At 74.9% G+C, this 24409-nt stretch carries 22 protein-coding genes; 11 read left to right on the forward strand and 11 right to left on the reverse strand.

The genetic code is table 11. The annotated features are described in order from the left end of the window. Positions 1-105 precede the first annotated feature (105 nt). From RMN57_RS06475 to RMN57_RS06485, 3 genes are all read right to left on the reverse strand, one after another. Positions 106-762, reverse strand: a complete 657-nt coding sequence (locus RMN57_RS06475) for a response regulator transcription factor (protein WP_313762405.1) — start codon at positions 760-762, stop codon at positions 106-108. Continuing rightward, positions 747-2153 (reverse strand): sensor domain-containing protein, encoded by a 1407-nt coding sequence (locus RMN57_RS06480; protein ID WP_313762406.1) that lies wholly within the window; start codon positions 2151-2153, stop codon positions 747-749. The genes RMN57_RS06475 and RMN57_RS06480 overlap by 16 nt, the downstream gene beginning before the upstream one ends. A 252-nt stretch (positions 2154-2405) precedes the next feature. Further along, positions 2406-3998: a sigma-70 family RNA polymerase sigma factor gene (locus RMN57_RS06485; protein ID WP_313762407.1), complete on the reverse strand. Its 1593-nt coding sequence runs from the start codon at positions 3996-3998 to the stop codon at positions 2406-2408. Between the two features lie 592 nt (positions 3999-4590). On the opposite strand from RMN57_RS06485, the gene RMN57_RS06490 reads away from it, so the two are divergent. The 3 genes from RMN57_RS06490 to RMN57_RS06500 all read left to right on the forward strand — a co-directional run bounded on the left by RMN57_RS06490 (position 4591) and on the right by RMN57_RS06500 (position 8434). Next, positions 4591-6012 carry a hypothetical protein gene (locus tag RMN57_RS06490; RefSeq protein WP_313762408.1) on the forward strand — a complete coding sequence of 474 codons (1422 nt, stop codon included), beginning with the start codon at positions 4591-4593 and terminating at the stop codon, positions 6010-6012. Positions 6013-6169: 157 nt separating this feature from the next. After that, the gene (locus RMN57_RS06495) at positions 6170-7474 is read left to right on the forward strand and encodes an RICIN domain-containing protein (protein WP_313762409.1); all 1305 of its coding nucleotides are present in this window, start codon (positions 6170-6172) and stop codon (positions 7472-7474) included. A gap of 255 nt (positions 7475-7729) precedes the next feature. Further along, complete coding sequence (locus tag RMN57_RS06500) at positions 7730-8434, forward strand: TNT domain-containing protein (RefSeq protein WP_313762410.1); 705 nt, start codon at positions 7730-7732, stop codon at positions 8432-8434. 74 nt (positions 8435-8508) lie between these two features. Here RMN57_RS06500 and RMN57_RS06505 read toward each other — a convergent pair whose 3' ends face one another. After that, positions 8509-8703, reverse strand: a complete 195-nt coding sequence (locus tag RMN57_RS06505; protein ID WP_313762411.1) for a hypothetical protein — start codon at positions 8701-8703, stop codon at positions 8509-8511. A gap of 420 nt (positions 8704-9123) precedes the next feature. Here RMN57_RS06505 and RMN57_RS06510 point away from each other — a divergent pair, with 420 nt between their 5' ends. Together RMN57_RS06510 and RMN57_RS06515 are read left to right on the forward strand one after the other, a co-directional pair. After that, on the forward strand, positions 9124-9687 hold the full coding sequence (locus RMN57_RS06510; RefSeq protein ID WP_313762412.1) for a CGNR zinc finger domain-containing protein: 564 nt from the start codon (positions 9124-9126) through the stop codon (positions 9685-9687). A gap of 301 nt (positions 9688-9988) precedes the next feature. Continuing rightward, a complete protein-coding gene (locus RMN57_RS06515; RefSeq protein ID WP_313762413.1) occupies positions 9989-10855 on the forward strand; it encodes an AfsR/SARP family transcriptional regulator in 867 nt (288 codons plus the stop codon). Between the two features lie 160 nt (positions 10856-11015). Here the strand turns inward: RMN57_RS06515 and RMN57_RS06520 are convergent, their stop codons facing one another. The 5 genes from RMN57_RS06520 to RMN57_RS06540 form a co-directional block, all read right to left on the reverse strand. Further along, positions 11016-11540, reverse strand: coding sequence for a MauE/DoxX family redox-associated membrane protein (locus tag RMN57_RS06520; RefSeq protein WP_313762414.1), 525 nt, complete (start codon positions 11538-11540; stop codon positions 11016-11018). Continuing rightward, on the reverse strand, positions 11537-12019 hold the full coding sequence (locus tag RMN57_RS06525; RefSeq protein ID WP_313762415.1) for a S26 family signal peptidase: 483 nt from the start codon (positions 12017-12019) through the stop codon (positions 11537-11539). The genes RMN57_RS06520 and RMN57_RS06525 overlap by 4 nt, the downstream gene beginning before the upstream one ends. Beyond that, the gene (locus RMN57_RS06530) at positions 12016-13998 is read right to left on the reverse strand and encodes an ABC transporter ATP-binding protein (RefSeq protein ID WP_313767732.1); all 1983 of its coding nucleotides are present in this window, start codon (positions 13996-13998) and stop codon (positions 12016-12018) included. Before RMN57_RS06530 ends, RMN57_RS06525 begins: the two co-directional genes overlap by 4 nt. 2 nt (positions 13999-14000) lie before the next feature. Further along, positions 14001-14576 carry a hypothetical protein gene (locus RMN57_RS06535; RefSeq protein ID WP_313762416.1) on the reverse strand — a complete coding sequence of 192 codons (576 nt, stop codon included), beginning with the start codon at positions 14574-14576 and terminating at the stop codon, positions 14001-14003. A gap of 87 nt (positions 14577-14663) precedes the next feature. Then, entirely contained in the window at positions 14664-14903 is a 240-nt protein-coding gene (locus RMN57_RS06540; RefSeq protein WP_313762417.1) for a hypothetical protein, read from the reverse strand. Between the two features lie 307 nt (positions 14904-15210). Here RMN57_RS06540 and RMN57_RS06545 point away from each other — a divergent pair, with 307 nt between their 5' ends. The 5 genes from RMN57_RS06545 to RMN57_RS06565 all read left to right on the forward strand — a co-directional run bounded on the left by RMN57_RS06545 (position 15211) and on the right by RMN57_RS06565 (position 19833). Further along, positions 15211-15903 carry a DUF998 domain-containing protein gene (locus tag RMN57_RS06545; RefSeq protein WP_313762418.1) on the forward strand — a complete coding sequence of 231 codons (693 nt, stop codon included), beginning with the start codon at positions 15211-15213 and terminating at the stop codon, positions 15901-15903. Positions 15904-16164: 261 nt separating this feature from the next. After that, positions 16165-17529, forward strand: coding sequence for a serine hydrolase domain-containing protein (locus RMN57_RS06550; RefSeq protein ID WP_313762419.1), 1365 nt, complete (start codon positions 16165-16167; stop codon positions 17527-17529). A 220-nt stretch (positions 17530-17749) separates the two neighbouring features. Beyond that, entirely contained in the window at positions 17750-18283 is a 534-nt protein-coding gene (locus RMN57_RS06555; protein ID WP_313762420.1) for a nucleoside-triphosphatase, read from the forward strand. Further along, on the forward strand, positions 18283-18579 hold the full coding sequence (locus RMN57_RS06560) for a hypothetical protein (protein ID WP_313762421.1): 297 nt from the start codon (positions 18283-18285) through the stop codon (positions 18577-18579). Before RMN57_RS06555 ends, RMN57_RS06560 begins: the two co-directional genes overlap by 1 nt. A 171-nt stretch (positions 18580-18750) precedes the next feature. Further along, positions 18751-19833, forward strand: coding sequence for a DUF3048 domain-containing protein (locus RMN57_RS06565; RefSeq protein ID WP_313762422.1), 1083 nt, complete (start codon positions 18751-18753; stop codon positions 19831-19833). A gap of 64 nt (positions 19834-19897) precedes the next feature. Here the strand turns inward: RMN57_RS06565 and RMN57_RS06570 are convergent, their stop codons facing one another. Continuing rightward, a complete protein-coding gene (locus RMN57_RS06570; protein WP_313762423.1) occupies positions 19898-20593 on the reverse strand; it encodes a macro domain-containing protein in 696 nt (231 codons plus the stop codon). A 253-nt stretch (positions 20594-20846) separates the two neighbouring features. On the opposite strand from RMN57_RS06570, the gene RMN57_RS06575 reads away from it, so the two are divergent. Next, positions 20847-22472: an ADP-ribosyltransferase domain-containing protein gene (locus RMN57_RS06575; protein ID WP_313762424.1), complete on the forward strand. Its 1626-nt coding sequence runs from the start codon at positions 20847-20849 to the stop codon at positions 22470-22472. A 38-nt stretch (positions 22473-22510) separates the two neighbouring features. Here the strand turns inward: RMN57_RS06575 and RMN57_RS06580 are convergent, their stop codons facing one another. Next, the gene (locus RMN57_RS06580) at positions 22511-23935 is read right to left on the reverse strand and encodes a diaminopimelate decarboxylase (RefSeq protein ID WP_313762425.1); all 1425 of its coding nucleotides are present in this window, start codon (positions 23933-23935) and stop codon (positions 22511-22513) included. Positions 23936-24409: the final 474 nt, after the last annotated feature.

Genomic DNA, 24409 nt, shown 5'->3' on the forward strand with positions numbered 1-24409 from the left:
GCCCCCTGCCGGACCGCGTGGCCGACGGCCCCGGGCGCGGCGCCGGGGACAGCACCCGGGCGGCGATCCGTCCGTCGGCCCGGCCGGGTCGTCTCCGGGCGGGGGCTACTCGCCGCGCAGGTGGGCGAGGACCGCCAGGACGCGGCGGTTGCCCTCGGCGGGGTCGAGGTCCAGCTTCATGAAGATGTTCCCGCAGTGCTTGACCACCGAGGCCTCGGTGATGCTCAACCGGACGCCGACGGCCTGGTTGTTGAGGCCCTCGGCCATCAGCCCCAGCACCTCCCGCTCGCGCGGGGTGAGCCGGGCGAGCGGGCGGTCGGCGGACTGCGCACGGAGCAGGACCCGGACCACCTCCGGGTCGATCACGGTCTCCCCCGCCGCCACCCGGCGCAGCGCGTCCAGGAAGTCGCCCACCTCGCCGACCCGGTCCTTGAGCAGGTAGCCGAGGCCGGCCCGCTGCGCGCCGGCCGCACCGAGCAACCGGGTGGCGTACGGGGTCGCCACGTACTGGGAGAGCACGAGCACGGGCAGGTCGGCGTGGCGCTCGCGGAGTTCGAGGGCGGCCCGCAGTCCCTCGTCGCTGAAGCCCGGCGGCATCCGGACGTCGGTGACGACGGCGTCCGGCCTCTCCGCGTCGACGGCGGCGGCGAGCGCGGCGGCGTCGCCGACGGCGGCGACCACCCGGTGACCTCCGCGGGTGAGCAGTTCGACCAGGCCGGCCCGGAGCAGCACGGCGTCCTCGGCGATCACCAGCCGGAGCACGGCACCTCCAACCGGAGCCTCGTCGGTCCGCCGCTCGGGCTGGTCACCATCAGTCTTCCTCTCAGGATCGCCGCCCGGTCGGCCAGTCCCTGCAGTCCGGCCCCGGCGGCCGGGTCGGCCCCGCCGCAGCCGTCGTCGGTCACCTGGAGCACCAGCCGGCCGGCCTCGACCCGGCCGTGGACGGCGATCGCACCGGCCCCGCTGTGCTTGGCGGCGTTGGTGAGCGCCTCGGTGACGGTGAAGTACGCGGTGGTCTCGACCGGGCCGGGCAGCCGGCCGGGCAGGTCGAGGTCGATCTCGACCGGGACCGGGTGGCGCAGCGCGATCTCGGCGACGGCGGCGGGCAGTCCGTGGTCGGTGAGCACCTGGGGGTGGATGCCGCGGACCAGGTCGCGCAGCTGTTCCAGCGCGCGCCGGGCCTCGGTGCGGGCGCGGTCGACCAACACGAGCGCGCCGTCCTCGGCGGCCTGCCCGTCCGGCGGGCGGCTCCCGGCGGCGCGCTCGCGCAGTTCGTGGGCGGCGAGGCCGAGGGTCATGGTGAGGGCGACGAGCTGCTGCTGGGCGCCGTCGTGCAGATCGCGTTCGATCCGGCGGCGTTCGGCCTCGAAGGCGTCGGCCAACCGGGCGCGCGAGCGGGTCAGTTCGAGGACCTGGCGGCCGAGGTCGTCCTCGCGGGGGCCGAGCATCAACCGGGCCAGCCGTACCTGGACGGTGGTCAGCAGCGCGCCCGCGTAGCCGGCGAGGAGCAGCCCGGCCAGGCCGACGGCGGTGGCCGGGAGCGCGTGGAGCGGTCCGGGTACGGCGTGTCCGGGGATCAGCATCACCGTCTCGGGGGCGAGCGCCCAGACGATCACGGGGCTGACCGCCAGGGCCGCCGAGAAGAGCAGCAGTGCGGTGAAGCCCAGTCCGGCGGCGGTGAGCACCGGGCCGACCAGCGCGGTGTGGGCGAGTTCGCGCCAGGTCGCGCGTTCGCGCAGCCGCGTCCGCAGCCGGGCGCGGAGCCCGGCCCCGGGCAGCGCGCGGTGCGGGTCGGGGACGGGGTGCGGCTCCACCAGCCGGAGCCGGCGGCGCTCCAGGGCACCGGCCGGCAGCCCGGCGAGCGCGACGGCGAGCAGGAGCGGCAGGCCGATGCCGACGGCGGAGAGCCCGAGGCCGGCGAGGGTGAGCGCGACGAGCAGGACCGTCACCAGCAGGCCCAGCACGGCGCCGCTCAGCAGGTACGCCCCGCAGCGCAGCGAGTGGCGGGTGACGGGGAAGCGGAAGGGGTGGGCCCGCAGGGCGGACCAGACGGCGACCGGTGGGCCGTCGTCGGCGGGCTCGGCCTGGAGGGCCGTGGCCGGTTCGGTCGCTGCAGCCCCGCCCACCTGCTCGTCCGCCCGCCCCTTGCCCATCCGCTCACTCTAACCGACCGGCTGACACCCCCTCGGGGCGGCGGACGTCCCGGGCGAAAGGCGGCGAGGACGGCGCGACCTGGGCGTTCGGCCGTCTCCGCGGGGCCGGATCCGGCCGGCGCGGGACGCGGCTCGGGGCCGGACGGCTCCGGCCGGGGCGTTCTCCCGGTGTACTCGGGTGACCGGTTCCGGGGCCGGTCCCGGGCCCGGCAGCGGCCCGGGCTGCGGACCCGGCCGGCGGTCCCGAGTCCGTCACGCACCGGCATCCAGCGGGCGCTGCTGCCAGCGGAAGGCCTGGCTGTCGTAGTAGTTCTGACTCTGCGTCAGCTGATCTCCGGGGCCGGGGTGGTCCGCCTTGGGCCAGTGCTTCAGGCCGATCAACAGGCCGTTGACGGTGTTGATCATCATGCCGTTGTCACAGAGCGTCCAGACCTGGCCCTTGCTTCCGGTCGCGCAGTCCTCCTGGACGAGCGGAGCACCGTCCGCCGCGCTGCCGCCGCTGCCGAGGCATCGGCCGGTACCCGCGTTCTTGATCCGTGCATTGCCGCCGACCGGGAGCAGGATCCAGGTCTGGCCGGCACTTCGGTCGCAGCCGCGCTGGGTGAGGGCGCCGCCGGGATCGGCCTGGGCGCACAGGCCGGTCATGGCGTTGACCATGGCCCGCGCGCCCGGAGGCGGGGTGGAGGCGGAAGGGGAGCCGGAAGGGGAGCCGGACGGGGAGCCGGACGGGGAGGCGGACGGCGAGGCCGGGGCCGCGGTGACGGACGGGGCGACGGACACGGTGGGCGCGGCCGGGACGGTCGGGTCCTGGCTCGTGGACAGCTGGCCCGCGGGCACCTGGGCCGGCGCGGCGGCGGGCGGGGAGGCGTCCTGGTTCGGGGCGGATCCCACCTGCGGCACGACGGCGACGGCAACCACGGTCGCACCGGCGACGGCCGTAGCCGTCCACGCCGCCTTGGCGGTGGCGAGGCGGGCGGCACCCAGCTTGGCGGCGGTCAGCTGGAGGCCGTGCCCTGCGGCGGACGCCCAGAGGCCGTGGGGGCTCCAGAGCAGGATGCCCGCGGGCAGGATCGCGCCGAGGCGGCCGTTCAGGTCGCGCAGGTCGCCCTCCGCGCGGGCACAGTCCGCGCAGGACCGGAGGTGGCGGGCGAGGTCGCGGGCGGCGCGCTTGTCCGGTCGCCGGATCGAGGCGGCGAGCAGGCCGCCGAAGTGCCGGCACTCCTCGCTGACGGCCTGGTCCAGGTGGGCGCGCAGGTAGGCCTCGCGCAGGCCTTCGCGAGCGCGGGCGACGAGGGATCCGACACCACCGGCGGTCATGCCCAGCCGCCGGGCGGTCACGGCGGCGGGCTCGCGCTCGACCACGGCGTGCCACAGCACGGCCTGCCAGCGCTCGGGCATCGATCGGAAGGCGCGCAGGACCAGCGAGCCCTCCTCGGCGGCGAGAACGGCGCCTTCGACGTCCTGCCCGGCAGGCAGAGTGTCGACCCAGGTCTCGAAGTCGTCCGACAGCTGCGTGCGGGCGCCCTCCCGGGCCCAGTCCATCGCGGCGTGGCGCACGCAGGTCAGCAGGTAGGGGCGCCAGGCGTACTGCGGTCCGGCTCCCGCGGCGACCGCGCGGCAGGTGCGGGCGAAGGCCTCCGCCGCGAGGTCGTGGGCGGTGGCGGCGTCCCGGCAACAGGTGCGGGCGTAGGCGAGCACGGCGGCGTGGTGGCGGGCGAACACCTCACCCATCACGTCGCGGACGGCGGGCCCCCGCGTGGTGGTCGGCTCGCGCAGCAGTGCGGCCAGCTCGGGATCGGTCAGGTCGGTGAGATCGACCCGAAATGCCGTGGTCAGGGCGCTCAAGGCACGCTCCCGTCTACTCGTTGACAGCCGGTCGGACGAGGGCGGGCGACGGTCCCGCCCGTGCAGCCGGACTGCGTCCCGGCCGGACAGCGCGAAAGTGTGCCACGACCGTCCACGTGCAGGTCAACGCGCGACGGGCGGCGGAGCCGCGCGCGACGGCCCGGCGGGGCAGGACGGGCCCTGGACCGACGAGCGCCCGCCGACGCGGCCCCACGCCCGGGTGGAGGCCTGACGCCGACCTCCTCCGCATACGCACCGCCTTCGAACCGGCCCACCGCGAAACGGTTCAGGTAAAGACTTGGCAAAGTCGCGGGACGTCCGGTGGCCTGGGCGGTCTCCGTCTCAGGAACCGAGAGACAGGGAGGCACGCACCATGACGACCAGTCGGCGAACCGTCCGGCCCGCCGCCGTCGCACGGACCGCGCCGCCCCCCGAGCCCGCGTTCCCTCCCGTCGTGCCGGTGGGCCTCCCCCGTCGCCCGCCGGCACACCCACCCCGGCAGTCCGCCCACTCCCCTCGCATCGCGGACTGCCGGGGTACCTCCGCGGGACACCGCACCGACCGCAACCACCACGACCAAGGGACCCCACGCATGGCACGCCACACCTCCCGCAGTGACGCGACCCGTCGTTCGTCGGCCGCGGCCCTCCTCGCCGTCACGGCCGCGAGCGCCCTGACGCTCTCCGCGACGGTCCTCACCATGCCGGCCGCGGCCGATCCCGGGCCGCAGAAGACCCATCACCACGCCGTCGTCCTGGTCAACTTCCGCAACGCCAAGCTCGCCGGCCCCGACGCGGACCGCCAGGACGCCCGCAGCCACTTCTTCGGCCCGGCCGACTCGCTGACCTCGTACTACGCGGCCAACTCCGGGGGCCGCCTCAGCGTGGTGCCGGCCAAGGGGGACGGTGTGTTCGGACCGTTCGACCTCGACATGGACAACTCCACCTGCGACACCGGCAAGATGGCCGCGCTCGCCCGCAAGGCCGTCCAGGACGTGACCTACGACCACCTGTCGATCGTGATGCCGAGCACGAAGGCGTGCGAGTGGTGGGGCCTCGGCAACCAGCCGGGGGACACGACCTGGTTCCAGGAGGGTGCCGTCAAGGACCTGGCCGCCATCGCCCACGAGATCGGCCACAACCTCGGCTTCGCCCATCAGGACCGCCAGGTGTGCACCCCGGGCAGCTTCACCGCCTGCACCGCCGACGGCTACAGCAGGCGGACGCCGATGGGCGCGGGCGGCGAGAAGAAGGGCCTCTCCGCGCCCGAGCTGCTGGCCCAGAAGTGGCTGCCCGGCGAGCAGATCGTCACGCCCGGCTCCACCGCCACCGTGCACCTCACGCCGCTGCACGCCGCCGCGAGCACCGCCGGTGCACGCGCGATCGACCTCCCCCTGGGAAGCGGCGGCGACCGGGTCGTCGTCGAGTACCGCACGCCCGAGGCCAGCACGCCGGACCGCGACGTCGCGCAGGGCGTCGTCGTCTACCGCGTGCCCAAGGGTCAGTACGACCACGCCGTCATGATCAGCAACGGCAAGCAGGACGACAAGACGATCGCCGGCTCGCTCAAGGGCGCTGAGGCCCTCAGCGACACCGCGAGCGGCCTGTCCGTCAGCATCACCAACGCGACCGCCGGCGGCGCCGATGTCCGGATCGGGTTCGGCACCGTCCCCGGCCCGACGTCCAGCGCGTCGCCCACCAAGCCCGGCGCCGGTACGACCCCGGCCCCGACCCTCAGCACCAGCACGTCGCCCACCCCACCGGCACCCGTCCAGCCCACCCGCGAGGGCGACGTCACCACCGACATCGGCGCCACCGGCCTCCCGACCCCGTCCACCGGCACCTCGGCCGGCGACGCCACGGCCACGGCCACGGCTGCGGGAGCCGCCGCCACGGGCCCGGACTCCCTCGCCCACACCGGCGCCACGACCACCGTCACCGCCGTCGTCGGCGGCCTCCTCATCCTCGTCGGCGGCACCACGGCGGTCACCGTGGCCCGGCGCCGCAGGCCCTGAACCCGGTCCCACTGGCCACCCCGGCCAGGCCGGACCGCCGCCGCCGCCGCCGAGAATCCTGCGCCGGCCCGTTGCCCGCCCGCCGCCCCGGAGGCGTGCGGCGGGCAGCGGGCCGGCCCGGACAGCCGCCCACACGCCCGAGGAATGGGACCAGACAGTGTCAGACCCGGCCGCCGGCCTGCCCGCGGACTCCGAGCACCCCCGCTCCGACCGCGCCCGCTCCGACCACACCCTCCGGCCGAAGGCCTCGACCGCCCTCCAGGCCTTCCGAAGGCTTCCGGCGACCGTCCAGGCCGACCTGCGGCGGAATCTGGAGATGACGAGCGAGCCGGACCCGTCCGCGTCGACCTCCGACGCCGACACCCTCGCGCTCCCGCCGCTCCGGCACGTCCAGGGCTTCTTCGACGCCTACCTGCAGGTCCACGCACTGCACACGCCCCGCCGCGAATGCCGCCAGCTCACCGCCAGGCTCGGCGACGCCGTACGGCGCGGCGACGACCGCGACCACGGCCTCGAACGCCACCTGGCCCGGTGCCCGGACTGCGCCCGCGCCCGCACCGAGCTCACCGCCGTGCACACCTGGCAGCGGCCCGTCCTGCGCGCCGCGCTGCAGGTGCGGACGGGCACCCCGGATCCGGTTCCGCCGGCCGCCGCGGCCGTTCCCCCCTCTCCTGCCGCCACCCCGCCGGTACCGGATCCGCCGCCGGCTCCACCCGTCCACGCCCCTCGGGCCGCTCCGCTGTCCTCCCTGGCCGCCACCGTCCGGCGCCTGCGACCTTCCGACCGGACCGTCCTGTTCGGCCTCGTCGTGCTGGGCGTCGGTGCGCTGACCGTCGCGACGGCAGCAGCCGTCGCGCCCGGTCGGTCCGGTCCGCACGGCGCGGCCGCGCAGTCGGCCCCGCCCTCGGCTCCCCCGCCGATCCGGCCGTCGGACCGGGCGTCGGTCCGGACGTCCGCCCCGCGGTCCGCCCAGTCGCCCCCGTCCCCGTCCCCGTCAGGTGCGTCACCCGCCGACCGGCCCGCCGGACTCCGCCTCGTCAACCTCCGCGCCAACCTCTGCGTCAGCCCCGGCGACGGCACCGGTGCCGGAGTCCGCCTGCAGGCCTGCACCGACGGCGACCCGCAGCGCTGGCAGTTCATCGGCGACGGCAACGGGCTGTACCGGATCCGCAATGCGGCCGACGGCCGGTGCCTGGACGGGACCACCGGTGGCGGCGACACCGTCACCGTCCTCCTCCGGGACTGCCGTGCCGACCACCGGGAGCAACTCTGGAGGCTCGTCGCGGACAGGAGTCCGACCGTGTTCCGCATCCACCTCGCCTCGCCGGTCGCGTCCAGCGGCTACGCCGACCACCTGCTCGGGCCCGGCGACATCTGGCCCGGCCCGGCCACGTACGGCTCCCCGCTCGTCCACCAGCCCAACTACGACAACAAGGAGGACTTCCTCTTCACCACGAGCTGACCGGCGGGATACCTCCAACGGCGACCGGCGGTGCTGGTGCTGGTGCCGGTGCCGGTGCCGGTGCCGGTGCCAGTCACGGACGGCCGATGGGACTGATCGTCATACCGATTAGCCCGCCCGCGTGCTGTCCACGCTGCCGATCGCCGCGGTCCTTCGTATCCGGACCGGGTTGCGTGTGCAATGACGGTGCCCTGCGACCGCTGCGCCGTGCCGCACTCGGGTCGCCACCCTCCCCCGGTCCCCCTGGAGCCGCCCATGCGTTCCCTCACGCTCGTCTCGATGTCCATGGCGGCCGCGCTGCCGCTGACGCTCCTCGCCGCCGCCGGTGACGCCGTGGCCGCCGCACCGGTCCGGACGAGCACCCAGCGGGCTCTGCCCGCGGACTGCCCGGACCTGCTCCCGCCCGACGACCCGGCGGTCTACTACTGCGGCCGTCGTGAGCTCGGCCCGGCCGTCCTGCCGACGCAGGGGCCGGTGGCTGCGCTCCTCGTGGGCTACCACCGCCTCGGCGGCCTGCAGCCGACCCAGTTCCTCGACTGGTACCGCAGCGGTGACCAGTGGAAGTACCCCGACAACCGGGGCTTCGCCGAGTTGAACGGCGTCCTCGACATGCACCGGCAGACGGTGCAGCCGGGCAGGACCCTGGACCGCTTCGGCGCCGACACGGGCAAGTACCTCGCGACCGGCGGGACGCCCTACGCCAAGCGCGCCCTGCCCCCGGACTCGCTCAACGGCACCGGCTTCAACTACCACTGCTACGTCGTGAACCGTGACTTCAGCGTCCAGACGGGCCACATCGCCGCCGCCTTCGCGCAGCCCGGCTTCGGCTACCAGCAGTGGCTGGACCCCGCCCTCAAGCCGTCCGACTTCTCCGACTCCGAGACGTACAACGTCGCCAACCTCGTCAAGCACCAGTACCTGCAGGACGCCCCGCCCGAGCGCTGCGCCAGCGGCTCCTGAACGACCCCGTCGGGGCCGGCCCGGATCCGTCAGCGGTGCGGGGGCGCCCGGGGCGGCCGGGCGCCCCGGGGGGCCTACAGGCCCAGGTCGAGGATCAGGCAGGAGTAGAAGGTCCAGGAGCGGGCCGGGTGGTCCGAGCCGGTGGCGGTGCCGCGGGGGCGGGCTTCCACCTCTTCGGTCATGTCCTCGAAGCGGATCCGCTCGGGGAGCCGGCCGTAGCGCGCGTGCCGCGCTTCGGCCGCGGGATCGCGCGCGGGTTCCTCGACCATGAGCGTCCTCCACCTCGTCGATCACGACTGGCGTCCTCATTGTCACCGGGGACGACCACCAGCGTGCACCCCCAGCCGTCACCCGTCAAGGCGGTGACGCCTGCAGCGGCCTGCCGCCCCAGGTGCGGTGCGGGCGCTCCCAGCACCGTTCAGCCATCTAGACCGGAGAACCCCGCGCCCATTCGTCACCGTCTTGAAAGGTGACGGAGGGCGTGGCCGCCAGCCTGGGCGGAGACGGCGGGCCCGTGCCCGGTCGTAGGCGCGCCCCGGGCCGTCGACGGAGCGGGGACGGGCCGTCAGGAAGGGGCGCACACACGGCTGGACTTCCGGGCACACCGACGCGGGGCGCCCCGAGTCGAGGGACGCCCCTGCGCCGGAGGCTTCTTGCCACTCGCAACAGTCACCTGCCAGGATGGTGACGTGAATCTCGACCACGTCTTCGTCTGCGGTCACCCTGCCCTCGACTTCGCGGCCACCCTCCGCGCGCGGCGCTCGACGCGGTTCGAGATGTTCGCGACCCCGGAGCGGCTCAACGCCTGGTACCTGGCCTGCGGACTCGTGGACTCGATCACGCCCGCCGACGAGCGGGACGTCCGGGAGGCGACCACCGTGCGCGAGGCCGTCCACCGCCTCGTGACCAACCGCCTCCTCGGCGAGGAGCTCGACCGCGAGGCGCTCGCCGTGGTCAACGGCGCCGCGCGCGGGATCCCGGTGACCCCACAACTCACCCTGACCGGGCGGCACAACGAGGGCACGCCGGCGCAGGCCCTGGCGACCGTCGCGCGGCAGGCCGTCGAACTCCTCAGCGGCTCGGACGCCTCCCTGATGAAGGAGTGCGGCAACCCGGAGTGCACGCGGATCTACCTCGACCGCTCCCGGGGCATGCGGCGCCAGTGGTGCGGCATGGACTCCTGCGGCAACAGGATCAAGGCCGCCGCCTACCGCGCGCGGAAGAGGACCCCGCCCGCCGTCGGCACGCGGTAGGTGTGCACCCTCGCGGAGCCGGGCGCGGCCCCGTCGGAGTGACGACGAGCCGATGGCAGCCTCACGCGTCACCAGTCAGTGCGGTGACGGGCGCCCCTCGGCGAGCTCCCCGGGCGGCAGGCCCGACATCGCCGCCCCACCCCCGGCCCCACCCCCGGCCGTGCCGTCAGGGTCTTTCGGCAACGCTGTTCCAATAGCTGAGACGACGGCTTATGATCACGCGCATCGCGAGCTGTTGACTCCTGTTTGTCAAAAGGGAGTTGACGCGAGCTGCCCTGAAGGTCCATAGCACGGGGGATGCATGCGCTACACAGTTCTTGGACCGCTGGAAGTCTTCGACCAGGGCACCGTCGTGCCCATCGACCGGCCGCGACGGCGGGCGGTACTGACGTTTCTCCTGCTCAACGCCAACCACCAGGTCTGCATCGAACAGCTGGTGGACGCGCTCTGGGGCGAGCGGCCGCCGCGCAGCGCCCGCGGGCAGGTGCACACCGCCGTCTCGGCCCTGCGCAAGCTCCTTCCGGGAGCGGCCACCGGCCACGGGACGGCGGACGACGGCGGGCCGCTGGCCTCACGAGGGGGCGGCTACCGGCTCTCGGTCGGCCGGCACGACCTGGACACGATGGACTTCTGGCGGGAGGTCGCCGAGGCACGGCGACTCACGGCACTGGGTGAACACACCCAGGCCGTCCAGCACTTACGGACGGGTCTCGGCCTCTGGCGCGGCGCCGCGCTCACCGGCATCGACGCGCCGTTCGTGGAACCGTTCCGGGCCCGCCTGGAGGAGGAACGTTTCGCCGCCTACGAGCTGCTGGCCGACATCGAGCTCGGCGCCGGACGCCACCAGGAGCTCGTGCCCGAGCTGACCGCCATGGTGGACCGCTACCCCGACCGCGAGCGGCTGGTGGAACGGCTGGTCCTCGCCCTCTACCGCAGCGGGCGGCAGACCGACGCGCTGGCCGCCGCCCGCCGGCTGCGGACCCTGCTCGCCGACGAGTTCGGGCTGGATCCGGGAGCCGCCCTGGTGGAGCTGGAGAACGCCGTCCTGCGCGCCGACCCGGCCCTGATCGGCCCGCGCCGGCACACCCGTGCGTGCGTCCCCCGGCTCCCGCGGCTCTGCCGCCAGCCGGCGCGCACCCACCCGGACGGGCGGCGTACGGGCCGCTGACCGGTCCGGCCGCCGCTCCCGGCACCTGCCACCGAGCGGCGGCCGGGTCGGGAGCGGCGGTGCCGGGAACGGCCGCGGCACCGTGACCGGCCGCCGCGACGTTCCGCCAACGCACCGGGAACGGTCGCGCCGCCCTGACCGGCGGCGCGGCGGCGGGACCTCAGGAGCGGCGCGGCGCGGCGGGGCCCTGGAACAGGTAGGCGATGTCGTCCCACCGGACGATCACAGCGCCCACGCCGGCGCCCACCGCGAGGGCGGCCGCCGCCAGGGCGGGGGCCACGGCACCGCCGGGGGCCAGCGCCACGGCGAGCGCGGCCGCGGCGAGCAGGCAGTTGCGCAGGACGAAGCCCCGGGCGGTGCCGCGGGCGGCGGGCTTCGCCGCGCCGAAGCAGCGGCAGTCCGCCGCCCGCCCGGCCTGGAGGGTCGCGGCGGTGAACCCGGTCAGCAGCACCAGCACCGCCACCGCTCCGAGCTGCCGTACGGTCGCCAGCAGTGCCACGGCCGCCACCTCGGCGGCGATCACTCCGACCGCGGTCGGCCGCCGCAGGGCGGCGGGCAGCCAGCGGAAGTCGGCCAGGTCGGCGGCGAACGCGGCCAGCGCGGCGCGGCTGCGCGCCTTGCTGATCAGGGCGGCACCGAAGACCACCACCAGCAGGGCGCGGGCGGCGAGTTGCAGCATCGTCATGCGGTCCTCCTCGAACCGTGGTTCGTTCCGTGCCCCGATCGGCCCAGGGACTGCGCGGGCCGCCCGTCGCGGGCCATCCGGCGGACGGCGACACCGAGGGCGGTGCGGCTCGGGACGGTGCCGAAGGTCCGTGAGTCCAGGCTGCGCGGGTTGTCGCCGAGGACCGCGAGGTGTCCGGGCGGGACCGCCGGGCAGCCGTCCGCGGCCGGATCACCCGCCACGCCGCTGACCCGCTTCACCAGCCAGGGCGCGTCCGCCGGGTCGCGCGGTCCGTCCGGCACGGGGAAGACCACCACGTCGCCGCGGCGGAACACCCGGGTGCGGCGCACCAGCACCCGGTCGCCGTCGCGCAGGGTGGGCTCCATGCTGCCGCCCTGCACGTCCACCAGCTCGAAGGAGCGGCGGAGCAGCAGCGCCGTCGCCGCGGCTCCGGCCAGCGCCCCGACGGTGACGGCGGCGGTCAGGGGAAGGGCGTTCATCGCACTCCTTCGGCTCGGGCCGCGGCAACGCGCGGCGGCCGGGCGTCGGCGCCGGCCCGGACTGTCACACCGTCACGGACGGCCGTACCGGCACGGGCAGCCGCATCCGCGCGCGGAACGGCGCCGGGCCCGACCGCGGCCGCGGTGCCCTCGCCGTCGACGGCGGCGTCCCCGGCCTCGCGGTAGCCCTCGGCCTGCGCCGCGAACAGCTCCGCGTACCGGCCGCCGAGGGCCACCAGCTCGTCGTGGCCGCCGCGTTCCACGACCCGCCCCTCGAAGAGCACCACGATCAGGTCGGCCTCGCGCAGGGCGGCGAGCCGGTGCGAGATCAGCAGGCTGGTCCGCCCGGCGCGGTGGCTGCGCAGCGCCTGGTGCACCTCCCGCTCGGCGAGCGCGTCGAGGCCGGAGCTGGGCTCGTCCAGGACGAGCAGTTCGGCGTCCTCCCGCATCAGCGACCGGGCGAGGGCGACGCGCTGCCACTGGCCGCCGGAGAGCGAGACGCCGTTCTGCTCGTCCTCGTCGGTGAACGTCCGGCTGAGCAGGGTGCGGTAGCCGCGGGGCAGCCGCTCCAGGCTGCGGTCGATGCCGGCGCGGGCGGCGGCGGCGCGGATCCGGTCGAGGTCCTCGCGGTGCTCGGGCGCGCCCAGGCCGATGTTCTCGGCGGCGGTCAGGTCGTACGTCATGAAGTCCTGGAAGGTCGCGCCGATCCTGCGCCGCAGCTCGTCGACCGGCATCGTGCGGATGTCGGCGCCGTCCCACAGGATGCGCCCGCGCTCCGGGTCGTAGAACCGGCAGAGCAGCTTGACCAGGGTGCTCTTGCCGGCCCCGTTGACGCCGACCAGGCCGACCGCGCGGCCGTGCGGGAGGTGCAGGTCGACGCCGCGCAGCGCCCAGGGGGCGTCGGGGGTGTAGCGGAACCAGACGTCCTCGAAGGTGATGCCCTCCCGCAGCGGGGCGGGAACGTGCGTGCCGTCAGGGAGGTCGGCGGGCGAGCCGAGCAGCGCCAGGTAGTGGCCGAAGAGCCGCAACGCCTCCTCCGCGCGCCCGAGTTGCATCACGATCGAGGAGAGGGCGCCCTGCACGGCGGCCACCGCGGCGGTGAACAGCGTCATGTCGCCGAGGGTGATCCGGCCGGCGAGCACCTGGCGGGCGACGACGACCGCCGCGGTGCCGGCGGCGGCCGCGGTGAGCAGGGCGAGCCCGGACTGGACGAGCACGCTGCGGCGCAGGGCGGCCAGGCCGGCGCCGGAGGTCTCGCGGAGCCCGTCGAGCGCACGCTGCCGGAACAGCTGGCCGGTGCCGAAGAGGCGGAGCTCCTTGGCGGCCCGGGGGTCGGTGAGCAGCATCCGGTAGAAGTACTGCCGGCGGGCGGCGGGGACGACGGCGGCGGCGGTGTCGGCCATGCCCCGGGAGGTGCGCAGGTGGCCGGCGACGGAGACCGCGACGCAGAGCACCAGCAGCGCGCCCATCGGCGGCCAGAAGACCAGCACGGTGCCGAGGAACCCGGTGATCGTGGCGGTGCTGCGGACCGAGTCGAGCAGGAAGTCGAGGACGTCGTGCGGCGCGCCCTGGGCCGCGGTCTCGGCGAGCCGGATGCGGTCCTGGGTGGCCGGGTCCTCGAACGGGCGCAGCCCGCGGTAGGCGTTGACCCGTTCGTAGAGCCGGTCCTGCACCTCGATGTTCACGGCCCGGCCGAGGGTGGCGGTGATCAGCGCCGTGACGTGGTTGAGCACGGCGGTCGCGCCGGCGAGGGCGGCGCCCGCGGCCGCGAGCCACGCCACCCGGGTGCCGTCGGCCGCGCCGGGCCCTCCCGCGCCGGCGAGGTCGTCGACGAGCAGTTTGGTGACGTAGGCCATCGCGGCCGGGAGCGCGCCGGTGAGCAGAGCGAGCAGGAGCTGGAGCAGGATCCCGCCGCGGGAGGCCCGCCAGCCGAGCCGCAGCGCGGCGGCCGCGGTCCGGACCCGCCCGAGGACGGTCATGGTCACACCCGTTCCCCGACCAGAGCCGGGCGGGCGGGCGCCGCGTGGTGGGCCGCGGCGGGCACGACGTCGCCCAGCTCGTGGCCGGCTGCGGCGATCACGCCGTCCTTGATCCTGAGCAGCGTGGGGAAGGCGCTGACCTGGCCGAACGCGGCGGTGGCCGCGGACCGCTCGGCGACGACGGCCACCCGGCCGACGGGGCCGAGGGCGGCGGTCATCCTGCGGGTCTCCGGGCTCTCCGGGTCGCCGACGACGAAGAAGAGCGGGTCGGCGGCCCCGGTGGCGGCGCCGCCGGCGAGGGACTCGATCAGGGTGCCGCAGGGCGTGCAGCCGACCATGACGAAGCCGGCGAAGGCGTCGCCGGCGGCCACGTCGGCGGCGGAGACCTCCTCCCCGGAGGTCGTGACGGCGGTGAACTCGCCGACGGCGGTGCCGACCGCCGGCAGGGCGTCGGGGGCTCCCGTGCCGCCGCCCTCCTCCAGCGTCCGCAGCCTGCGGATGACGGCGAAGGTGAGGACGAGGTTGGCCGCGGTGGCGATGCCGAGCACGACGGCGAGAACGATGAGGGCGGTGAGCATGTCGGTTCCTCTCTGGGCCGGGCGAAGGCGACTCAGTGCCTGTCCGGGGGCGGGGGCCGCCGGGAACGGCCCCCGCCCCCGGGGTCGTCAGCAGCCGTACGCGACCTTCTTGTTGTACTGGAGACCGCCGGTGCCCTTGCAGACGCCCTGGCAGTTGTAGTAGCCGTTACACATCGGCTGCCACCACCAACCGCCCGAGCAGTAGCCGCCCCGCGAGTTGCAGGCGACCACACCGCAGTAGTCCGGCGGCACGCAGGCGCCGGCCTTCTTCTGCTTCAGCAGCGCGCCCAGCATCTTGTCGCCGAGCGACGTGAGGGTCCTGGTCATGTGACCTCCTTGTGGGTTCGACCCGCTGTTCGAGTCGCTCCACCATGCTGTCCGGGCGCTCTCTCCATCGGCTCCTCATCGGCTCTGCGGTCCCCGGCCGGAGCTCCACGGCGAGCCCCGGCACCGCATCCGCAAGCGCGTCGGGCGCGCGGCCGCCGGGCGACGCCCCGTCACGGTTGCCGAACGGTCGGGTGCTCGCGGGTTCCCGGACCGGTTGTGCGGGTACATCCCGCAGCGACCACCGTGCCTGGTGTGCGGCCCCGTCCGGCCGCGACCCACCCAGCCTCAGGCCGTCAAGGGGGCCGTCATGGCCGATCGATCTCCCCTCGTCAACTTCCAAGCCCAGGACGGGGCGACCGTGCGGCGCCTGCGCCGGGGCGTCGGCGTCATCGGGTTCCTGCTGCCGATCGTCCTTCCCGTGGGCAACATCCTCACGTCCTCCCACGTCGCCCTGCTCAGCTCGATGAGCGCCTCCTACTACACCCACATGCGCAACGTCTTCGTCGGCGGCCTCTGCGCCATCGGCGTCTTCCTGATCTGCTACCGCCACGACCGGCGCGAGGACCGGCTCAGTTCGGTGGCCGGCGTCCTCGCGGTCCTGGTGGCGCTCTTCCCCGCCGAGCCGCCGGCGTCGGTCACACCGGACCCGACCACCACGCAGACGGTCGTCGGGACGCTCCACCTCGGCTTCGCGGCAGGGCTGTTCGGGGTGCTCGCCTACTTCTGCCTCCGGCTGTTCGCCGACTCCCGGAGCGCGGGCGGGCGCCGGACCGCCGCCGACTGGGTGTACCTGGTCTGCGGCTGGACCATCGTGGCGTGCCTCGCCGTGGTCGCGGTCGGGGCCGTCCTCCACCTCACCTGGGACTCGCCGCTCACCCTGATGTACCTCGGCGAGGCGGTCTCCGTCTTCGCGTTCGGCGTGGCGTGGCTGGTCAAGAGCGAGGCCGTCGCCGCCGCCCTCGCGCCGCGCGGCGCACCCTCCGCGGCCGCGGAGGGCTGACCCCGACCGCCGCGCTCCCCGTCCCGGCCCGCGACGCCGCCGGAGGCGCTGCCACCGAAGGGACCACACTCGAACGAGTGAACCCCTTCGGTGGCGGCCCGGCCGGCGCGTCGCACCGGGGCGCGGGCCGGCCCGCGGACGGGGGCGCCCCGGCCATCCGATGCCTTGTCACCCGTACAGCTCGTCAGAGTCGTCCCGGCGGGTTCCGCCGCCGACGATCGCAGCAAGAGCTGGACCCACATCGGAACGAGGACATTCGAGATGACCCGAGCGCTGCCCCACCGTCGGAACACGAGAGCCCGCCGCGGCCTGGCCATCACGGCCATAGCCGTCGCGGGACTGATACCGGTGGCGGCGACCCCGGCGAACGCGGCGACGCCCGGGAGGGCCGCCGCCCACGGCCACGGCCACCGGCACGGAGCCGACCACGAGCACGGGCGCGGCCACCCGCACCACCACAGGCACGGGCACGGACACCACGGCCACGACCACGCCCGCGGTCACGAGCAGCGCGAGGACCACCGCCAGGACGCGGAGGTCAGCGCCGACGCGGACGAGCTGTCGGCGGAGCTGAGCCCCGAGGTCGCGGCCAAGCTCGACGCGGCCATCCAGCAGACGATGGCCAAGACGGGCGTGCCCGGCGTGACCGTCGGGCTCTGGCTGCCGGGCAAGGGCCACTACCTCCGCTCCTTCGGCGTCGCCGACAAGAAGACCGGCGCCCCGATGACCGACGACCTCTTCACGAGGATCGGCAGCGTCACCAAGACCTTCACCGCGACCGCCGTGCTGGAGCTGGTCGACGACGGACTGGTGGGGCTCGACGACCCGATCTCGAAGTACATCGCCGGCGTCCCCAACGGCGACCACATCACCGTGCGCAACCTCGCCGAGATGCGCAGCGGCCTGTTCCCGTACTCCGCGGACCCGGACTTCGCCAAGGCCCTGGAGTCGAACCCCACCAAGCCCTTCACCCCGGACGAGCTGCTCGCCTACGGCTACAAGCACCCCAACGTCTCCGAGCCGGGAACGCAGTTCCTGTACAACAACAGCAACTACATCCTGCTCGGCCTGCTCGTCGAGAAGGTCAGCGGCATCACCCTGGAGGAGTTCATCCAGGACCGGGTGCTCGACCCGAGCTGCCTGCGCCACACCCTGTTCCCCGAGGGAGCGGAGTTCCCGGACCCGCACGCGCACGGCTACACCAACCAGACCCTCAACGGCGCGACGGTGGACGCCACGGACTGGAACCCCAGCTGGGGCTGGGCGGCCGGGGCGATGATCTCCGACGTCCACGACCTCAAGCGCTGGGCCAAGGACCTCGCCACCGGCACGCTGCTCTCGCCCGAAACGCAGGCGGAGCGCACCAAGTTCCTGGGCGCCGGCATCCCCGGTGCGGGCTACGGCCTCGGTCTGTTCAACGTCCAGGGCTGGATCGGCCACAACGGCTCGCTGCCCGGGTACGAGAGCCTCGTGCTCTACCTGCCCGAGCAGGACGCGACCCTGGTGGTGGTGCTCAACACCGACATCCTCACCGACGGGCACGAGCCGACCACCCTCTTCGGTCAGGCCATCACCAACGTCGTGACGCCGAACAACGTCTTCTTCCTCCCGATGCCGACGAAGTAGCTCTCGCGGCGAAGGATTCGGCGGCGGCGAGCCGTCGGGCCCGCCACCGGCGCTACCGGGCGCCGGCGGCGGGCCGCCGTGTGCCCGCGCGGGGCCCGCCGGGCGCAGCCGCCCCGCCACCGTCCGGTGGCCCGGCCGGGCGCCGCGGTGGGAGCCTGGGAACAGGTCCGCGGGAACGAGGGCCCGAGCCACCCACCCCCTGCCCGGCGCGGAGCACGCGATGGCGACGAGGATTCTGTTGGAGGGGCGCCCCGGCAGCGGGAAGACGACCGCGATCCGCCGGCTGGCGGCACTGCTGCGCGCGGGCGAGGCCGTCGGGTTCACCACCGAGGAGATCCGCGAGGGCGGCACCCGGGTCGGCTTCGCCCTGGAAACGCTGGCGGGCCGGCGGGGCGTGCTCGCCCACGTCGGGCTCCCGGGCCCGCCGCGGGTCGGGCGGTACGGGGTCGACCTGGGGGTGATGGAGCGGCTGGCGGTGCCGTCCCTGGTGTGGGAACCGACGGCCGCGTCCGGGGCGGCGAAGGGGCTGGTGCTCGTCGACGAACTCGGGCGGATGGAGCTGGCGTACCCGCCGTTCCAGGAGGCCGTCCGGGACCTGTTCGCCGGTGAGGTCGACGTGGTCGCCACCGTGCACGCGCAGCCCGGCCCGTTCACCGACGAGCTCAAGCACCGCGCCGACGTCGAGCTCCTCCAGGTGAGCCGGGCGAACCGGGACGCCCTCCCGGAGTGGCTCGCGGCGCGGCTGGAGCGGTGATGACCGGCCCCGCGGTGCAGCGGCGGCGCGGTGACCGGCGCGCCCGGCTGCTGGACGCGGCGGCGCGCTGGGCCGGGCGGGCCGACCGCTGCGCGGACTGGACCGGCCGCGGTGTCGAGCGGTGTCGCCGGTGGGCACGCGAGGGCGCGCAGCGGCCGGGCGAGATGGCGCCGCCGTCCTGGTTCGCCATCGCCCTGCCGTTCGGCCTGGCCTGGTACCGGGTGCCCGGCGGGGTGGCACGGGCCTGGTGCCGTCTGGCCGGGCTGGCGTGCCGGGGCCTCGCCCGCGCGCTCTGACCGCGGGTGCGGCGGGCGAAGCGGGCCGGCGCGGCGCTCGGGCGAACGCAGGGCGAACCAGGACGGCAAACCGGACGAACTGTCGCGCATCGGAGGGAACCGGGCGGGCCAGCCGGTTCGTCTTCCCAGATGGCGGGGTCCTGAGAGCCGGGGGCACGGAGGTGGGCCCGGATGCGGTACTTCGAACGTGCGCGGGGCCGGTGGCGGGCGCTGTCGCTCCGACAGCGGATCGCGGCCCTGGTCGTGGGCGGCGCCGCCGTCCTCCTCGCGACGGTGCTGGCGGCCGTCCTCACCGTCGGCGGCGGGGGCTCCCCGGGGCACCCGGCGGCCGGTCCGCCCGCCGCTCCACCGGCCGCCGGGTCGGCCTCGCCGACCGCCCCTCCCCCGGCCCGGGCCGGCGTGTCGCCGCTCACCGGGCTCCCGGGCGGGGCCGGCCGGATCCTCGCCGTCAAGATCGACAACGCTCCGGCCGCCCGCCCGCAGACCGGCGTGAACTCCGCCGACGTGGTCTACGCGATCGAGGTCGAGGGCGGACTCTCCCGCTTCCTGGCGGTGTACGACTCCGACCACCTGCCCCAGGGCGACCGGATCGGCCCGGTGCGCAGCGCCCGGGAGACGGATCTGCCGCTCCTGCAGCAGTACGGGCGGGTGGACTTCGCCTACTCCGGCGCGCAGACCGCGTTCCTGCCCGTGCTCGCCCGGGCCGATCTGTTCAACTGCTCGCCGCAGCAGGACGATTCCTTCTTCCGCGGGAAGTGGAACGTGCCGCCGTTCAACGAGTACGTGGTGCCGTCCGGGATCCTGGACCACTTCCCGGACGCGGCGGCGGCCCGGGACATCGGGTTCCGCTTCGGCGACGCACCGGCCGGCGGTGTCCCGACCGGGTCGTTCACCGCACGGATGCCGGCGGCCTCGTTCACCTTCACCTGGTCCGCCGCGCAGGGCAAGTACCTGGTCGCGGTGGACGGCAGGCCGGCGATGACGACGGACGCCGGGCAGATGGGCGCACCGACGATCGTGGTGCAGAAGGTCGCCGAGACCACCTCGCCGCGGGGGCTGGTCGACTCCTTCGGGCACCTGGTGCCGTTCGCCCCGACGGTCGGCAGCGGCGAGGCGGTCGTCCTGCGCGACGGCGCGGCGTACCGGGGCAGCTGGTCCCGGCCGGATCCGGCCGGCGGCACGGAGTTCAGCTACGCCGGGCAGCCGATGGCCTTCCACCCCGGGCAGGTCTGGATCGTCCTCGAACCCGCGTGAGGCGGCTCCCGTCGCCGACCGGACCGTGGCCGGGCCGGTCGGCGGCACCGGTCGTCGGCGCCGGTCAGCGACGGGAGGTGCGGCGCGCGGGCGGGGCTATCCGCACCCGCTGCTCGGCGGGCGCCCTCTCCAGGTCGTCGAGCTGCGCGGTGATCGTGGCGCGCAGGTCGTCGTAGTCCTCGAAGCAGTGGTCCTGGAACAGGGTGTAGCCGGTCCACATCAGGTTGGCGCAGACCCGCGCCGGCACCCGGCCGGTCCGGGCGCCCATGCCGACCAGCGCCACCGAGGTGATGCTGCCGGGCGTCTTCCGGTTCTGCTGGTGCACCGCCTGGAACGCGGCGGCACACGCCAGCGCCACGTTCAGGGTCTCGCTCACGTTCTGCGAGGACTCCTCCATCGTCGGCGCCGAGATCAGGAACGTCGGGTTGGTCGCCCCGGACGGGACGCACACCGCGCTGCCCACCGGCAGCCGGCCGGCGAACCGGTCCCGGATCGCCCGCTGGACGCGCAGCTGGATGCCCGCTCCGAGGTGCCGCTTGACCACCGCGTCGACGCCGCCGTCCATCCGGCCACGGGAGTTGGTGGGGCTGACCCAGGCGTCGACCTGCTCGTCGAGGATCGAGCCCCGGCGGATCTCGATCCCCGGGGTGTCGGCGAACGCCGCCCGCCACGCCTCCACCACCGTCGCGTTGACGTCGGTCAACACGACCTTGAGCGGCGACTGCACGCGGTCCACGAGGTCCACGGGGGCCATGGTCATACTTCACTCCGATCGAGCTGCGGTTCGTCCGACACCACCGACGCTAACGGCTGCCACTGACAGGACGGGTCGGGGGCGGGGGCCGGGGTTCCGACGGCGCGCGGGAGGGGCGGAGGCGCCGGGGCCGGCTGTCGGACCCGGGCGGTAGGACTGTGAGTGGCGGTCAGCAGTGCCTGACGGCCCATCATCAGCAGCCCCTCACGAGCACGCCCCGCCCTGCGCACGCACGGTTCGACCTTCGGAGCCCGCCACCATGACCGACGCCACCACCCCCGCCACCCCCGCGACGCCCGACCCGCACGACCCGCTGGCGCTCACGGAGCTCTTCAAGGGCGGCGGCGAGCCCTGGCTCCCGCTGCTGAAGCCGGTCATCGAGGCACAGCCGGACGCGGCCTCGTTCATCGGGCCGGGCCGCGGCCCGGAGGTCGTCCCGGTCCGCGAGCTGACCTTCCAGGCGCTCAAGCCGAACGCGCCGCACAAGTGGAAGGTCGTCGTCTTCGGGCAGAACCCCTACCCCAGGCCGGAGAGCGCCACCGGCATCGCGATGTTCGACAACACCTTCCACGACTGGAAGGACAGCCAGTTCGGCCGGGTCGTCAGCATCCGCTGCATCATCAAGGCGGCGGCGATGTGGAAGTACGGCATCGTCAAGAAGACGCCGATCGCCGACGTCCGCGCGCTGCTGAAGGAGCGGGAGACCGTCCAGCCGCCGGAGTGGTTCCAGGCGATGCTCACCCAGGGCGTGCTGCTGCTGAACGCGGCGCTCACGGCCGGCAGCGACGGCTCGACGGGGACCGACCGGCACACCGCGTTCTGGCGGCCGGTCGCCGAGCGGATCGTCGAGGAGATCCTCAAGGCCAAGCAGGACGCCGCCGAGGAGGACCGCGGTGTGGTCTTCGCGTGGTGGGGCGCGCACGCGCGCAGCCTGAAGAAGGTCGTGCTCAAGCTCCAGGAGAAGTACCCCGCGGTCGAGGTCCGGCACATCGACCACGCCAACCCCGCGGCGCAGGGCGACATCTTCTGCGACGGCGACCACTTCGGCACGGTGAACGCGGCCCTCGCCTCGCTCGGCGCGGACGGGATCGACTGGCTGCCGAGCACGGGGTGGAACGAGCGCGCGGCGGAGGAGGGCCGGGCGGACGGCGACACCGCCGAGCGCATGGGCGCCTTCATCGCCTCCACCATGGAACTCCACCAGCTCTACCTCGACCGCCTGGCGAGCGTGAAGGACGAGGGCCTCGTCCTCCCCGAGATCACCGGGGTGTTCGACACGCCGATGATGGACTTCCGGGACGCCGTCGGCCCGGTCGCCGAGCTGCTGTCCGGGCTGGACCGGCACGTCACGCGGTCGCACGAGTTCGGCAAGCGGCGGGCGGACGGGACGGCGGGCGGGCTGTCCGCCGACGCGATCGCCGCGCTCTACCTCTACACCTGCGAGTCCGCGTTCTACCGGGAGATCAACGCCGTCCTGCGCTCCCCGGACCGGAGCCGGCTCACCCCCTACCTGCCCTACCTGCGGCTGCTGTTCGCGGCCGTGTCGCAGCTGCCCGCCCGCACGGCGCCGCTCTGGCGCGGGGTGCCGCTCGACCTGCGGGGCCAGTACCCGCTCGGCCGGACGGTGACCTGGTGGGGCGTGTCCTCCTGCACCTCCGAGCCGGGTGTGGCCCGGGCGTTCCTCGGCGGCCGCGGCAAGCGGACGCTCTTCGAGGTGGTGCCCGCCCGGGCCGTGGGCATCCGCGAGTTCTCGGCGTTCACCGGCGAGGAGGAGTTCATCCTGCTGCCCGGCACCCAGCTGCAGGTGACGGACGTCCGGACCGAGCGCGGCGGCCTCTGCACCGTCCGGCTCACGGAGCTGGCGGAGCAGACCCTGGTCTCCTGATCCCGGACACCCCGCCGGACCGCCGCGGGCCCCGGGGGTCAGCGGTCGGCCCGGACCAGCTCGTCGACGCCCTGGGCCGGCCGCAACGGCTCGAAGTGCACGCCGCCCGCGGCGTCCACGGTGAAGCCGTGCACGGCCGGCCGGGGCAGGCTGTTGTACTCGAAGTGGGTCGTCGCGTAGTAGGCACCGGTGTCGAGGAGGGCGACCAGGTCCCCGGGTTCCAGCAGCGGCAGCGGCCGGGCCCGGGCGACCACGTCGCCCGCGAAGCAGCACGGCCCGGCGACGTCCTGCGCCACCGGCTCCCCGGCCTTCGCGCCGCCCGACGGGTGGTGGGCGGTGATCCGCAGCGGCCAGGCGTCGGGCATGAAGACGGTCCGGGTGGCGACCTGGGCGCCGGCGTGGGTGACCGCGATGTGCCGGCCCCCGGACACCTTGGTGTACTCGACGTAGGCGGCGGTGAAGCCGTTCTTGGCCAGCAGCGAGCGGCCGAACTCGGTGACCACCCGGTAGCCGCCCCCGAACAGGGCCGGCGCGTGGGCCCGCAGTCGGTCCACGTACGCCTCGAAGGTCGGATCGGTCGCCTCGCCGGCGAAGTTGACGGGAAGTCCGCCGCCGATGTCGATGCCCACCACCCGGCGCGGGCCGGGCTCGGCGTTCAGCCGCTCGGCGAAGGCGACGGCCTCACCGACGCCCTGGGCCATGAGGTCCAGCGGGCAGCCCTGCGAGCCGACGTGCACGTGGAGCCAGCCGAGCCAGGGCCGTTCCCGGAAGGCCTCGTGCAGGCGGTCCGCATTGCCCTCGTCGGCGAGCGGGATGCCGAACTTGGACGTCGCGGTGGCGGTGCTCATCGCCCCGATCGCCCCGCCGCCGACCTGCGGGTTGATCCGGACGCCGAGCCGGGAGCGGGTCGGGGACTCGCGGGCGTCGAGGAGCGCGTCGACCCGGGCGAGCTCCTGCCAGTTGTCGAGGTTCACCGCGATGCCGAGATCCAGTGCCCGGGCCAGCTCCCGGCGGGTCTTGGCCGGTGAGTCGAAGACGATCCGCCCGGCGTCGAAGCCGGCCGCCAGCGCCTGGGCCAACTCGCCGGGCCCGGCCACCTCACAGCCCATGCCGAGGCCGCGCAGCCTGGCCAGCACCGGGACCAGGCAGTTCGCCTTCGCCGCGAAGGTGTGCAGCACGTCCAGGTCCGCGGGGAAGGCCCGGTGCAGCGCCGCGACGCTCGCCGCCACCCCGTCGAGGTCGACGAAGGCCGCCAGCAGCGCGTCCTCGGGGTCGAGCAGTCCGCGCCGCACGGCTGCGCGCAGGACCAGCTCGCGCCGCTCCGCCGCACCGCCGGGGCCCGCACCACCGGGGCCCGCACCGCGGCGGGTCGGCTCGGGGGCGGAGGGGTCGGGGGTCGAGGAGGTGGGGCTCGAAGGCTCCGGTCCGGAGGGCTCGGGGCTGCTCGGCTGATGGACGGTCATGAGGCCACGCTCCGTCGGATCGTCGGTGGAGGCCCCGGGGCGGTTCCCCGGAGCGCACCACCAGGCTGCCGGGCGGCGAGCCCCCGCGTCCTCGTCCTCCGGGCGGTTTCCCCGTGCCGGACGATCCACTCGGCGGGCCGGCACCCGACGGGGCCCCCGTCCCGCCCCCGGACCCGGTCCCGACCCCCGGCCGCGGCGGCGACACCGCGCGACGGGCCGACCGCCGGATGCTTGCCGCCCGGACCCCGGCACCGATAGACACGACCTCAACACCGTGCGTGACACCCGGAGGTCCCCGCCATGAGCGTGACGAGTCGGTACCGCGATGCCTGGGAGGGCTTCTGGCGCGACGCGCCGACGGAGCCGGGCGCGGTGATCTGGGACGCGGAGCCGGCCCTCACCGTGGAACGCCACCTCGTCCTGTTCGACCCTCGTGTCCTTGCAGTCTCCGACCGGCTAGACGGAGCGTCAATA

The sequence above is a fragment of the Kitasatospora sp. CM 4170 genome, from assembly GCF_032110285.1.
In the GTDB taxonomy this organism is placed as follows: Bacteria; Actinomycetota; Actinomycetes; order Streptomycetales; family Streptomycetaceae; genus Kitasatospora; species Kitasatospora aburaviensis.